Source organism: Hymenobacter mucosus, from assembly GCF_900188255.1.
Lineage (GTDB): Bacteria > Bacteroidota > Bacteroidia > Cytophagales > Hymenobacteraceae > Hymenobacter > Hymenobacter mucosus.
The window spans coordinates 1-12332 of record NZ_FZNS01000011.1; the positions used below are offsets into that span (position 1 = coordinate 1).

Consider the following 12332-nt stretch of genomic DNA (forward strand, 5'->3'; position numbering starts at 1 on the left):
TAGCGGTGCACAACGAGGAGCCGTGTGAGGTGAAAGTCTCACGCACGGTTCTGAATTGGCAGCCGGGGGAGCGATTCCCCGGCTGACCATAACCTTATTTCACGCTCTGACGAAGCCAAGGCGCTGGGGTTGCGCATGGGTGAGCCGTACTTTAAGGTAAAGCCACTGTTAATTCAGCACAGCGTTACTGCGCTGTCGTCAAACTACGCTCTGTATGGTGATTTGAGCCGGCGGGTTATGCTCGTGTTGAACCAGTTTGCGCCCGAAGTAGAAGTATACTCAATCGACGAGTCATTTCTAAACCTACAGGGGCTGCGCTACCTAGGCTTCAGTGCCGACCAACTAGCCCATGAAGTGCGGGCAGCAGTACGAGACCAAGTCGGCATACCCGTATGCGTGGGCGTGGCTCCTACAAAAACCTTGGCCAAACTGGCAAACCGATTGGCACGGCATCAGACAACGGGCATAGTAGTGCTGGATTCTCAGGCAAGTAGGACCGCCGCACTAGAAGCTACGCCTATAGCCGACGTCTGGGGTATTGGGCGCCGATTGGCGCCTAGGCTGTTAGAAGAGGGCGTTACTACTGCTGCTCAGCTGGCGGCTTTACCCGAGTCGTGGGTGCGGCGCCAGCTAGGTGGTGTAGTAGGAGTGCGTTTGTGGCGGGAGTTGCGGGGAGAAGCGTGTTTGACCTGGCACCCTACCGATGACGACACCATGGGCCCCACCCGCCACAGTGTCACGTATACTCGCTCCTTTGGACAGGCACAGCGGACGCAAGTTGTGGTGGCCGAGGCTATAGCCACGTTTACAGCCCGCGCGGCCGAGAAGCTACGTCGCCACGAACTTAGTGCGCACCTCCTAACCGTTTTATTAGGAACAGACCGCTTTGCGGCGCACGCGGGTCCCGCAACGCGTACCACCGTAGAGCACCTAGCTTTCGCTACGCAAGATACCAGCGACTTGCTGCGGGCCGCCCGGCGGGGGCTGACGCAGCTTTACCGCCCCGGTGCCGCGTACGTACGTGCGGGCATCTTGCTGAGCGGTCTGGAACCGCAAGGCCAGCCGCAGCTAGACCTGTTTGGGGCTGCCGATCCGGCCCGTCTTGCTCGGCAGCAACAGCTCATGGCAACCTTAGACAGTCTCAACCGAAAGTTTGGCCGGGAAACGGTACGTTATGCCGCTACTAGTCCCGCAGCGGCAGTATGGGCTGGGCGCAGTGCCTTCCGCACACCCGCCTACACCACCAATTGGGATGATCTTTGGCAAGTGCGAGCCAGCTAGGATCAGGTCCCCCGCTTGGGAAGATTACGGCTGTAAAACAACTCGGTGAGTAACGCTGCCTGCTTCCGTAAGTACTTGTACCAAATATAGACCCGGTGCACGCCCACCCAAATCTACGTCAAGGGTAGGACTGGTAACGTGCTTTGTGAGAATGGTTTGACCTACGGAGGAGAGTACGCGCACAGTAGCCTTCGCCGGCAGCGCTAACCGCACAGAACCAGTGGTGGGGTTGGGGTAGGGAAGTGCCATAGCGCGGAGGGCCGCCGGGCGCACCGGCAATACCCGCTGATACTGACTTTGGGCCGCCTGTGCCGACGCTTGCAACTGCGGTAGTGTAGCAGAAGCCAACACCGCAAAAGCTACCACGGTTGAGTCGCCGGGGGCCAAGCGTGGCAAGGCTGCTCCCACCACCTGCGACACATCGGCGCCGCTAGCACCACCAGCTGTGCTATTGTGCGTGCCACTGCTTAGCGCAAGAAATTTCTCGCGGCGGCTGAAGCCGTCGCCTAAATAAATGGGGGCAGTTGGTTGCGCGTGGTTGCTAAGGGAATAAACGCTAGCTCGGCCTCCTACTAGGTGCTTAACGCCAGTGTACAAGAGCGGCTCAACGGGGTCGTACACGTAGCCTACCCGATTAACGGAGTCCCAAGCAGCCGCATTCCGGCCCGCGTTGGATGGCAGGTCCCAGTCCATAAACAAGCCTGCATATACCGGCTTCAGTGTATCAGCGCTGAGGTTCGTGAGATGATACTCTAGAATTACGTAGTCGCGGTGGGGTGCACCGGCCCAGGCGTAAGCCTGTTGTCGCACCCGCATTCCCAAGGTGCGTCCGTTGCTCTCTGTTGGCAGAGAATCTTGGATAGTGCCATATACCTCCTGGCTCGCGCGCATGGGCTGCGTCCGAAAACTAGCCTGCACCAGCGCACGAAAGTCGGTGTTGTTCCCACCGCGCGTGTTCCGGACGTTATCAGAAACGCGAGTAGCAGTGGAAGCGAGAAGCAAGCCGCCTTCAAAAAGCAGAAAAGGACTATCCTTATAGCTTACTCCTTCCCCAATATCGGAGCCTAATCCATCATAAGCTATGTTGCCGCGGCTAGTAAGAGTCAGGTGCAAGTCGTTGGCATCTAGGACTACGTAGCCTGGGTTGAGCAACAGGGTTTCGTACTGGTCTTCCTGATACCCCGTAGCAGCATCCTCTAAATGGTAACGCACTACGGCGCGGGTGTTCAGAGGGGTTCCGCTAGCCACTGTTAGCCGAAAGGGTGTAGCTATGTTGCTGGTGCGTTGCAGGGTAGCAAGAGCCCCGGCCACGAAGCTGCCTTGCTGCACCGTAAGGTAGGACGACAACGACGTAAGCGTGACGGTGAGGCCAGCTACTGGCTGCAACAAGTTCTTGACGTGTGCCACAAGGCGTATAGTATCGCGTGGCTGCCAGGCCGCGCGTGCGGGCTGAAACACGCTGCTTACTACCCGAGCCGAGTGCCGATCGGTGAGAGCTACTGCCCGGTACACGTTTAGGCGGCCCGAACCGAGTTTGCCCGCGTACGGCTCGTTGCCAGCAAGCTGATAGATGTTATCGGTAGTTTGGCGGAGTTGAGCGGCTACTTGCTCGGCTGTAAACTGAGGAAAGCGCACCCGTACCAAGGCCGCTGCGCCGGCCACCAAGGGAGAAGAAAAGGAGGAGCCCCCTACCGGGTAGTAGTCCGAGTCATTGTTACCAAGGGTAGTTAGAACCTGCTGGCCTGGTGCTGAAAGGTCGATGCGTCGGCTATAAGTGTTGCTGGAACCCTTCAGGTCGTTGGGCTCTAAGGCTGCTACCGAGAGCACGTGGTCGTAGCTGGCTGGGTAGAAGTCTAGCTCGGCGTTGGTGTTGCCGGCGGCGGCTACAACTACCACGTCGTGGTTGACGGCCGCGTAGTTGATTACTTCCTGCTCGAAGCGGGAGCGGCCCCCTACGCCCCCCCACGAAAGATTGATAACCTGGCAGCCGTGGTCGGCAGCGTATACAATGGCCTCGTAGCCCCCAAAGCTGCCCGCAGGTGTACTGGGATAAATTTTCAGAGGTAGAAACCGACAGCTAAACCCTACCCCCGCAATACCCCGACCATTATCGGCGGCGCCAGCGGCACAGCCCGCTACCAAGATACCGTGTACGCTATTAACCTCCCGGGTAGGGTCGTTATCATTATCGGCAAAGTCCCAGCCGTGGTAGTTGTCTACGTAGCCGTCTTTGTCATTGTCCACACCGTCGATGGGGTCGAGGCGGTTGCGCTGAATCTGAGTGGTAAGGTCTTCGTGCGTGAGGCGCGTACCACCGTCCACAATGCCAATTACCATGCTCGTATCGCCCTTCGTAATATCCCAGGCTCGGTACGCCCGGATGTTCTTCAGATGGTACTGACGATACGCCGCGGTAGAATCGGCCAGGGGGTCGTTGGGCTGGTGGAGGGGTTGCCGAGCATAGCGGGGTTCAGCATACTCCACCACGCCGGTCTGCAGCAGTAGGTGGCAGGCTTTGGCGGGTGTAAGGGCTTTGTCATACTCTACTTGGTAGAGCAGGCGCAAATCCACCATATCGGTACGCTTGGGATTAGGCGCTGAGGCCCGCGGGAACTTTTGCACTACCGCCGTGGCACCTATGCGGTGCAGGGCAGCCTGCAATGTTGGCACTGCTACGTCATTGGCACTCGCAACGGATGCATACCCCCACTTCAGCCGAAAAATTAGCCGCCCAGGTTCTACCGTAGTGCCCAGAGTAGCCAAAGGCGCAAGCTGAGCTTTGGTAGAAGTAGTGTGCAGCATGACTGCCAGTAAGCACAAGAGTAAAAAGCGGGGTAGCGGTAGCATCATAAAAGGAAAATATCACGGAAGATATCCAGCTACGTAAATTTAACTATTCTGAGTTTGGTAAAAGCTAAAATTTCGGCAAAAGGGTAGTATGTCTGGGTCAGTAGCCGATTATTCGTGAACAAGGCTAAGGAGCCTGGAGTAAAAAATAACAAGGGCTCCATGCACAGCATGGAGCCCTTGTTATATGGCTAACTAAAGAAATAAGCCTATTTTGGCTTGCTGTACTTATATCTTTTAGGGGCATTTACCATGCGGAACTTATGGGGGTCCCTGGCATTCATGTCCAGGCCCAAACCAATGGGGCTACGATTTTTCTTAAAACTGGATTTATCGTTGTGTCGCTTGGTAGATTCCGTGGCACCGGTTGAGTAGCGGCGGGGGCGCTCCATAAGTTGATCTTCGCCGGAGCAGGAGGCGCCTGCCAGCAGAAGCGCGAAAGCTGAAAGTGGTAGCAAGAGTTTCATAGTAGTACTGCAAAAGGTGGGTAGAACTGCGCTGAGCTTCTAAAGCGGAGCTACTTGCCTGTGTACTAAGGTGAACCCGAAAAGGATTCAGAAACTGCTATAAACTTCTTATTCTACAAACTCATCAACTCCCGGAATCGGACTGACTGCTGGCGCGAGACTTCCACCTCAGGCCCATCGCGCAGCTGAATCTTGAGCGTATTGCTAAACCAGGGTTCAATACCGGCAATCCATTTCAGGTTGATAATCTGTTGGCGGTTGGCTCGGAAGAATACGCGCGGGTCGAGGCGCTGCTCCAAGTGCTGCAACGTGCGCGGAACCAACGGCCGGTATTGGTTGAAGTACACCTGAGTGTAGCTGCCGTTTATTTCGAATAGCTTAATGTCGGCTAGGCGCACAAACCAGCACTTTTCGCCTTCCTTCACAAACACCTGATCCTGCTCGGATAGTAACGTGGGAGGGGCCTCATCCGCTACGGGCGTAACGGTTGCTGGCTCGGGTAGTAGAGAAGGAGCCAACTGAGCGCGGGCTTTTTCCAGAGCTGCGGCCAAGCGGTTTTCCTGCACTGGTTTGAGTAAGTAGTCAAGAGCGTTTACTTCGAAAGCACGCAGGGCATATTCATCGTAGGCCGTAGTAAAAATGACGTGCGGCGCTACTTCCAGGGAGGCCAGCAGCTCGAACCCACTCTGCCCCGGCATGTGAATATCTAGAAACAGCAGATCGGGGCGTAGCTCCGGTATGCGGCTGCGGGCTTCTTCGGCGTGGCGCGCTTCGCCTGCAATATGTACGTCTGGGTGTGCTTGGAGCAGGTGGCGCAGTTCGGTGCGGGCTAAGCGCGAGTCGTCAACGAGTAAGACGTTCATCAACCTAATAATAACTAACGGTAAGCGGAAAGAGCAGCGGGTAGGGCAGGGGCGGGAATATGGGCGGCTACGGGCAGATGCAAAGTGGCTTGCACAGTATCAGGGTCCTGCGGATCATTGTCGATGTGCAGCGTAGCGGCAGCGCCGTGCAGAAGCGTCAGCCGCTCGCGGGCATTGCGCAGGCCTACCCCTTCGTGGCCAGGCTTAGGCTGGTAGTGGCCGGTGTTGCGCACCACAATGTGCAGCTGTTCGCCGGCCGCGTTTGGCTGGGCCGTGAGCTGAATGTAACCACCGGCTGGGCGCGGTGCAATGCCGTGCTTAATGGCATTTTCCACTAGCAGTTGCAGGGTCATGGGCGGAATAAGTACTGGCAGGGCCGCTGGGTCTACATCGAGCGAATAAGAAAGGCGTTCTTCCAGTTGAAGTGCTTCTAGCTGGAGGTAGTGCTCCACAATTTCTAACTCCCGACTCAGGGGAACCCGCTCAGCGCTGTTTAGCTGAATGGAGTAGCGAAGCAAGTCGGAGAGGTGAGTTATCATGTCTCGGGCGCGGCTTGGGTCTTCCATCACCAGCGCCCTGATGTTGTTGAGCCCATTGAACATAAAGTGCGGATTGATTTGGGCCTTAAGGGTACGCATCTCCGCTTCCTGCACCGCCGCGGCCAGCTTCCACTTGTCTACTTCGGCCTGCTTGTAGCTGCGCAGGTAGTGCCAGCCGAAGTAGAAGCCCTCCCACAGCCACAGTACAAAATTTACGTTCAGGGTGTAACCAATAAACTCGGCCCAGCCGTGGGGCTTGCCGTCGCCGGAGGGTTTTATTACCCAAACCAATAGGGCCCAGATAATAACTTGGCTGCCCACCGACAATGTCAGGTTGGTAATCAACAACCGGCCCAGTAAGGGCAGTGGAGGTAGCTGCTCCCACTCATTGGCCCGAATGAGGTAGCGCAGCCAGTGGCTCATGCCCATCATGGGCACCACAACGGTAGCAACAAGCAGCAAGTGCTCAGCAGGAGGCCGGCCCGACCCGGACGTGACAGCCAGCATAAAGCCGGCATACAGTAGCCAGCCTACTAGTTGCACCCGCCAGTACAGGCGGCTTGGGGCGGGCACGGAGGCGTAAAGAGCCATACGAGAGCAGACTAAGGAAATAAGCGGAGGCAATACTAGTCCACGGCAGCCGAATAGGCCTTCTTTTGGCGGTGGTAATATAAAAGGAGCAACGCGCCCAGCACTAGTAGTGCACAAACTATAAATACCGGAATCAGATACAGGGTAGATCCTGTGGTGCGCAGGCCCAGCACTAAGCAGCCTACCGAGATAACGCCCGCCATAATGGCAAAGGGAGGTGCATTGTAGAACCACGCATACGGGAAAAAGTGGGCCCCGGTGATAATGCCGTAGGTCATGATAAAGTACTGTGGGTGCTTGCTATAGATAAAGATCAAAAAGGGGAAATAGAAAAGCTGGGCAAAGTTCAGCCACAGGCCCAGGGGCTGCAGCGGGTTGTGGGGAAGCACCCAGGTAGTGCGAAAAACTTTGGACAGCACCCAAGCCAGGGGCAGCGTTGCGGCGCCCACGAAGAACGTGATGAACCCGTTGCGGGCCGGTGAGTTCGGAAGCGTCCAAACCAGCGCAATGGCGGTCCAGACCAAGCTGGCGGATACAATAAAATCAAGTCCGTTTTTGGCCTTCACGGATAGCTCGAGGCGGAGGGTGGCGAAGTCCTGGGGTAGAGGCATGACTAGCGGTAGCTGGCTTTCTTCTGGCAAGGGAAAGGAATGATACGATGGGGCGCAGTGCGGTAAGCGGTAGTTCCTCCGGGGAAGATGGCCCGGAAGAACTACATGTCTTACTTCTTCGCCACGGCATATTGCTGCAGAAAAGCATCCGTGTTAGCAAAAAACCACTGCGTGTCATCCCACATCAGGAAGTGGCGACCAGCCTCCGACATTTCGATGCGGTGCTGGGGTAGTTTGGCGTACTGCTGCGCAAAAATGGCCTTGGTGCTTTCCTTAGTCGAGCCGTACGCTTTGTAAGCTGCCCAAGCCCCTAGCACCAGCACCGGCTGCTGAATACGGCTGATGTCTTGGCGCAGATCGGTGGTGTAGAGGTCGTACATGGCCTGCCCAACGGTAGCCGGGTCTGATGCCTGCGACCAGCGGGTAGCTTGGCTGATGCGAGCGGTATCCGTCATCAGAGAAGCCGACATTTGGCGGGCAACCGCAACGGGCATCTTTCCGTGGCCTACTTGCTGGCGCATGCCCTCCGCCATGGGTTTTGCCTGCTCGGCGGTTAAAGTAGGGTTTTGCACGGCCGCCAGGAAAGGCAACGAGTCCACGATTACCAGGGGGCCAACCGCCCCGGGTTGGGTAGTGCTCATCCATAAGCCCAAGAAGCCGCCCAGGCTGTGGCCTACTACTACGGGCTTCGTGAGCTGCTGCGTTTTGATGTAGCTAAGCAGTTGGTCGCGCACTTGCTGCAAAAACTGCTGGGTAGTGGCCGGTGCAGCCGATCCACCAAACCCCGCCAGCGACACTACGTGGCATTGGTACTGCTTTTGGTACCGGGCTACCGTTTCGTCCCACACGGCACCAGGACAGGTCAGGCCGGGAATCAGCAGCATGGGGCGGCCTTTGCCTACTACCTGCACCGTGAAGAGTGGGTGGGCAGTGGGGGTGCTGGCGGCAACTGCTGGCTGAGTAGCCACTGCGGCGGAAGCAGAAACGGTAGCGCCGGTGAGCAGCAGAGCAGTACAGAATGCGCGGAGAGTGGAGGTTACGTTCATCGGAGTAGGGTAGAGGTTGGGGTGAATGATGAATCAAACCTAGCATCCCACTACCCTAAGCAAAACCACTTTTCAGGGAACGGTAAATTCGCCGGCCGAACTGTCGTAACCTCCTCCCGACTGGTAGCCCCACCGTGGCGGCCGGCAACGAAAAAGCCCGGCCAGTGGCCGGGCTCATGCAATCAGGAACAACAACTCAATGGCAACCCGGTGCACGGGCAAGTACTACTGAGTATGTGCGAAGAAGCTAGATGATGTTGCGTAAATCGTTGCGTAGGTTCTCAATGCCGTGCCAAATCTCGCCCCAGGTGCTGCGGTCCGAATCGGAGGAGTCGGTTTTAGAATCGCTCGATTCGCTGAGGCGGGCGGCCAGCTTGGACCGCTTCACTTCCAAGGCGGCCGCGTGCTGAAGGTAGGTGTTATGAGAAGCCGCAGTGGTAGCGTTGGCGCGGTTATGTAAGGTCTGAATCTTTGCGTCCAGTTCCTCCAGTGCTTGGCGCAGGGAGTCGGCAGATAAGTGTTCTGGCACGCGAACGTGCTCGGGGGAAGGCGTAGTAGACATAGCGGGCAGCGGAAAGATGGTGGAGGAGGGCAGCTGCGAAGCATGCGCTGCTGCTCTGGTAGAATACTGCTTTCGGGCGGGAAAGGATGCATGCCAGCCCATCTACTCTCCGTGCCTGCGTTGGTTTGCGTGCGCCAAGCGCTATACTAGCATTACTAAATAAGCTCCTTTGCCCAAGCCTGCCTCACCACTGCAGCGGCACCCCCAGCTCCCGCGCTAGCGGCGCGGCGGCTGAGGCATACAGCAATTGTAGTAGCTCATTGGCCGCGGGGGCCAGTTCCACAGCGTAGTCTTCATGGAGCTTGGCGGCTTGCTTAAGAGCTTCGTGGGTGCGGCGGGCCAAGTGCTGCAACAGGGGCTGGGTGGGGCCGTGCAAGCGGCTCACCGCCTCGGGCTGGTGGCGCAGTACATTAAGCAGCAGCCGTAGCGTTAGCTCTACTTCACCAAAGGCGTCGCCCGTGATGCGGGTATGGTAGGCCAAGCGGGCCTGCAACTGGCGTACTACCACCAGCAGGTCGTTGGGGGTTTGGTGGTAGCCGCGCACCGGGTCATCTACCTGGGTACGTAAGCGTAAGCGCCGGTCTTCTAATGCATCTTCGCCTTCCAAAAGGCGGAAGCTAAGTTGCTCCATCAACACCGCGTCTTGGGCTACTAAACGGCTAAGAAGCTGATCTTTTTCTTTCTGGGGGAGGGCAAGAAGGGCTTTGCGAAGGTCGGGGGTAAGGGTAGGCATGGGGCAGAAGTTGTGCTGTAAGCTACAATAAGAAGCCTACACCCAGTTCCGCCGTAGGGCAGCTACCTCAAACTCCAAGCGCTGGTAGGGTATCGTGCTACAGCTTCTGCCACGATACCCTACCAGCGCCTGACGCTTGTAAGACAGCTACTGAGGGCTAGCTGCGCTTCTTGGTTTTCTTGGTAGCCTCACTTGCCTTGGCGGCGTAGGCCACGCGGTAGATGACACCGTTGTCGTCGTCAGATACCAGCAACGAGCCGTCGGAGGCTTGCACAATACTGCAAGGCCGCCCAAATTCCGATTTGTCGTTTTCTACCAGCCAGCCGGTCACAAAGTCCTCAAACTGCTGAGCCTTGCCTTGCTCGTCGAAGTGTACACGTACAATCTTATAGCCCGAGGGCTGAGCCCGGTTCCAAGAGCCGTGCATGGTTACGAAGGCGTCGTTGCGGTACTGCTGCGGAAACTGTTGGCCCCGGTTGAAAACCATGCCCAGAGGCGCAGAGTGGGCTTTATATAGGAGTAGGGGCCGCACCGCTTTGGCGTCAAACTGCTCGTAAGAGTCGCCCGACTTGGGCTTGTTAGCGGGGTAAGGCTTGCCATCGGCAATGATGGAAGGCCAGCCGTAGTGCCCTCCTTCTTTAATCTGGTTGAATTCTTCCTGCTGATCTTCGTCCCCCAGCCAATCAATACCGTGGTCGAGGCCGTAGAGCTGCTTCGTGGTAGGGTGCCAGTCGAACCCAATGGTGTTGCGCAAGCCCTGGGCATACACGCGGCGGCCCGAGCCATCGGTATTCACTTGCAAAAGGGTTGCATTCTCGGGGTTGTCTTCATCGCAGGCGTTGCACGTGCTACCGACTGATAGATAAAGCTTGCCGTCGGGCCCGAAACCCAGGGTGCGGTTAGCATGCTGGCCAGCGTCGGGAAGGTCGTTGTACAGCATCTTCAGCTCGCCCAGGGTGCCGTCGGGCCGCACGTCGGCTACGTATAGCTCCCGGATAGCCGCCATGTAAAGCTTGCCATCCTTTAGGGCTAGGCCATGCAGGTGGGGCTTCTGAGCTACTTGCTGCATTACTTCAGCCTTGCCGTCCTTGTTGGCATCGCGCACCAAGGTCACAGTACCCTTCACCCGGTTAGAGACATACACGTCCCCATTGCTGGACACTGCCAGCATGCGGGGCATGTCGAGTCCCTCGGCGTATTTGCTGATGGTAAAGCCAACTGGTGCTTTAAGGCTAGCTATTCGCTCGGGCGTAGCGGGCAGTTTGTTGGGCAGGTAGATGTTGCCCGTCATGTGGAAAGGGGTAGCCGCAGGTGGCACGTTTTGGGCCGTGGCAGTGAGCCCAGCCACTAAAGCAGCAGCAAAGGGTAGAAGTAGTTTGGGAAACATTGCACAGGTGAATAGTTGTGCTTGGTTCAACTCTAATCCATCCATTGAGGTTGCGTTACTATCCGCTTCGTCCCGCCTGCTTGTGCCCTATAAGGTCGAGGCAAATTATTCTGGTACCTGTAGCTGCTAGGCGTGGTCGAGCTACGGGTATAAAACCTCTGTTGCCGGTTGCGGCGGCTCCCCAACGGGCAGCCATCCACAACCGGCAACAGAGGTTTTTGCTACTAGGGTAGGAAATACGTTACACGTTCTCCGTTTGCAGCAATGCAGGGAAGGTTCTCAACAAAATGTTGATGTCCTTCTTAAAGGAGTAGTTAGTAGCATATTCCACGTCCAGTGCTTTGCGCTCTTCGGCCGACATATCGCCTTTGCCGCGCTTGCTTACCTGCCACAAACCCGTAATGCCGGCCGGTGCCAAGAAACGCGTCACAAACTCGTCGGTCGTTAGTTTTTCAGCCTCGTATACGGGCAGCGGGCGGTTGCCCACAAGCGACATATCTCCCATCAGCACATTGAAAAGCTGGGGTAGCTCGTCGATACTGGTGTTGCGGATAAACATGCCAATGCGCGTAATGCGGGGGTCGTTGGCAATTTTGATGAATGTAGCGCCTTCCTGGGCCTTTTTGCTGAGCTGATATTGCTTTTCGCAAATCAGGTTGCCGCTCTTGTCAATCAAACGGTCGGGGCAGGTGCCGGCAGCGGCCCCGCAGCAAGGGCATACATCGGCAGCATGTAGGGCCTCCGAGGAAGTAGCTGCCGCCTGGTATTGGTTAAGGTCTTTGATAGAAGACAGCATCTGGTCGGCATCCTGACGCATGGAGCGAAACTTCCAGAATCGGAACTTACGGTAGCCGGTACCTATGCGGTAGGAGTAGTACAACACGGGCCCCTTGGACTCTAGCTTAATAAGTAAGGCCACTACCAAAAACAAAGGCAGCAAGGCTAGCAAGATGAGGCCAGAAACCACGATATCAAAAATGCGCTTGCTTACGGGCATCTTAAACCGCTGAATGCTCGGTTTAGTGGTCCGCTTCACTTTTTTGGCCCGACGGCGCATCAGTGGCCGCCAGTTGGGCAGCAAAGGCTGAGGGGTGTTCCCGGGAGTGTAAATAGTAGGGGCTGAAGCATTCATGACAAGGCGGATGTTAGTAGGTGTTGACCATCGGAAACCGGGAATTTTGGAAAGAAGGAGGTCAGGAATGGTGGGGTAGTGAAAGCAGAGCGAGAAAACAGAACAGGTTGCAACGGCAAGAGCATAGGCTCAGTAAGAATCAGCAGAGTAGCTTAGGCTACGTGGTGGGAAGTTGGCAACAAAAGCAGTGCCGACATACGCAGTTAGGGTGAAATAGGTGTTATCAAATATTTATTTGTGTTATTTTGTTTAGAAAAAAGTCTTTTTTCCGCG

Annotated in this window: 11 protein-coding genes; 1 reads left to right on the plus strand and 10 read right to left on the minus strand. The window is 56.5% G+C overall.

All coding sequences use genetic code 11. The features are described 5' to 3' along the window. Nucleotides 1-96: 96 nt before the first annotated feature. On the plus strand, nucleotides 97-1281 hold the full coding sequence (locus tag CHB83_RS19320; protein WP_394340163.1) for a Y-family DNA polymerase: 1185 nt from the start codon (nucleotides 97-99) through the stop codon (nucleotides 1279-1281). Between the two features lie 24 nt (nucleotides 1282-1305). On the opposite strand, the gene CHB83_RS19325 is transcribed toward CHB83_RS19320, so the two are convergent. The 10 genes from CHB83_RS19325 to CHB83_RS19370 form a co-directional block, all read right to left on the minus strand. After that, nucleotides 1306-4083 (minus strand): S8 family peptidase, encoded by a 2778-nt coding sequence (locus tag CHB83_RS19325; RefSeq protein WP_179225571.1) that lies wholly within the window; start codon nucleotides 4081-4083, stop codon nucleotides 1306-1308. Between the two features lie 254 nt (nucleotides 4084-4337). Further along, nucleotides 4338-4595, minus strand: a complete 258-nt coding sequence (locus CHB83_RS19330; protein ID WP_089333850.1) for a hypothetical protein — start codon at nucleotides 4593-4595, stop codon at nucleotides 4338-4340. Nucleotides 4596-4708: 113 nt separating this feature from the next. Beyond that, on the minus strand, nucleotides 4709-5458 hold the full coding sequence (locus CHB83_RS19335; protein WP_045687766.1) for a LytR/AlgR family response regulator transcription factor: 750 nt from the start codon (nucleotides 5456-5458) through the stop codon (nucleotides 4709-4711). A 14-nt stretch (nucleotides 5459-5472) separates the two neighbouring features. Then, on the minus strand, nucleotides 5473-6588 hold the full coding sequence (locus tag CHB83_RS19340; protein ID WP_089333851.1) for a sensor histidine kinase: 1116 nt from the start codon (nucleotides 6586-6588) through the stop codon (nucleotides 5473-5475). A gap of 35 nt (nucleotides 6589-6623) precedes the next feature. Next, nucleotides 6624-7199: a DUF7010 family protein gene (locus CHB83_RS19345; RefSeq protein ID WP_045687789.1), complete on the minus strand. Its 576-nt coding sequence runs from the start codon at nucleotides 7197-7199 to the stop codon at nucleotides 6624-6626. Nucleotides 7200-7309: 110 nt separating this feature from the next. Next, a complete protein-coding gene (locus CHB83_RS19350; protein WP_089333852.1) occupies nucleotides 7310-8245 on the minus strand; it encodes an alpha/beta fold hydrolase in 936 nt (311 codons plus the stop codon). Nucleotides 8246-8492: 247 nt separating this feature from the next. Beyond that, on the minus strand, nucleotides 8493-8807 hold the full coding sequence (locus tag CHB83_RS19355; RefSeq protein WP_045687764.1) for a hypothetical protein: 315 nt from the start codon (nucleotides 8805-8807) through the stop codon (nucleotides 8493-8495). A 184-nt stretch (nucleotides 8808-8991) separates the two neighbouring features. After that, nucleotides 8992-9540 (minus strand): hypothetical protein, encoded by a 549-nt coding sequence (locus CHB83_RS19360; RefSeq protein ID WP_089333853.1) that lies wholly within the window; start codon nucleotides 9538-9540, stop codon nucleotides 8992-8994. A gap of 157 nt (nucleotides 9541-9697) precedes the next feature. Continuing rightward, complete coding sequence (locus CHB83_RS19365; RefSeq protein ID WP_089333854.1) at nucleotides 9698-10927, minus strand: PQQ-dependent sugar dehydrogenase; 1230 nt, start codon at nucleotides 10925-10927, stop codon at nucleotides 9698-9700. A 241-nt stretch (nucleotides 10928-11168) separates the two neighbouring features. Then, nucleotides 11169-12059: a sugar transferase gene (locus tag CHB83_RS19370; protein WP_052695064.1), complete on the minus strand. Its 891-nt coding sequence runs from the start codon at nucleotides 12057-12059 to the stop codon at nucleotides 11169-11171. Between the last annotated feature and the right edge of the window lie 273 nt (nucleotides 12060-12332).

Excerpts from the sequence above, each read along its gene's own strand:
- CHB83_RS19325 (WP_179225571.1), bottom strand. The coding sequence starts at position 4,083 with ATGCTGCACACTACTTCTACCAAAGCTCAGCTTGCGCCTTTGGCTACT.
- CHB83_RS19330 (WP_089333850.1), bottom strand. The coding sequence starts at position 4,595 with ATGAAACTCTTGCTACCACTTTCAGCTTTCGCGCTTCTGCTGGCAGGC.
- CHB83_RS19335 (WP_045687766.1), bottom strand. The coding sequence starts at position 5,458 with ATGAACGTCTTACTCGTTGACGACTCGCGCTTAGCCCGCACCGAACTG.
- CHB83_RS19340 (WP_089333851.1), bottom strand. The coding sequence starts at position 6,588 with ATGGCTCTTTACGCCTCCGTGCCCGCCCCAAGCCGCCTGTACTGGCGG.
- CHB83_RS19345 (WP_045687789.1), bottom strand. The coding sequence starts at position 7,199 with ATGCCTCTACCCCAGGACTTCGCCACCCTCCGCCTCGAGCTATCCGTG.
- CHB83_RS19350 (WP_089333852.1), bottom strand. The coding sequence starts at position 8,245 with ATGAACGTAACCTCCACTCTCCGCGCATTCTGTACTGCTCTGCTGCTC.
- CHB83_RS19355 (WP_045687764.1), bottom strand. The coding sequence starts at position 8,807 with ATGTCTACTACGCCTTCCCCCGAGCACGTTCGCGTGCCAGAACACTTA.
- CHB83_RS19360 (WP_089333853.1), bottom strand. The coding sequence starts at position 9,540 with ATGCCTACCCTTACCCCCGACCTTCGCAAAGCCCTTCTTGCCCTCCCC.
- CHB83_RS19365 (WP_089333854.1), bottom strand. The coding sequence starts at position 10,927 with ATGTTTCCCAAACTACTTCTACCCTTTGCTGCTGCTTTAGTGGCTGGG.
- CHB83_RS19370 (WP_052695064.1), bottom strand. The coding sequence starts at position 12,059 with ATGAATGCTTCAGCCCCTACTATTTACACTCCCGGGAACACCCCTCAG.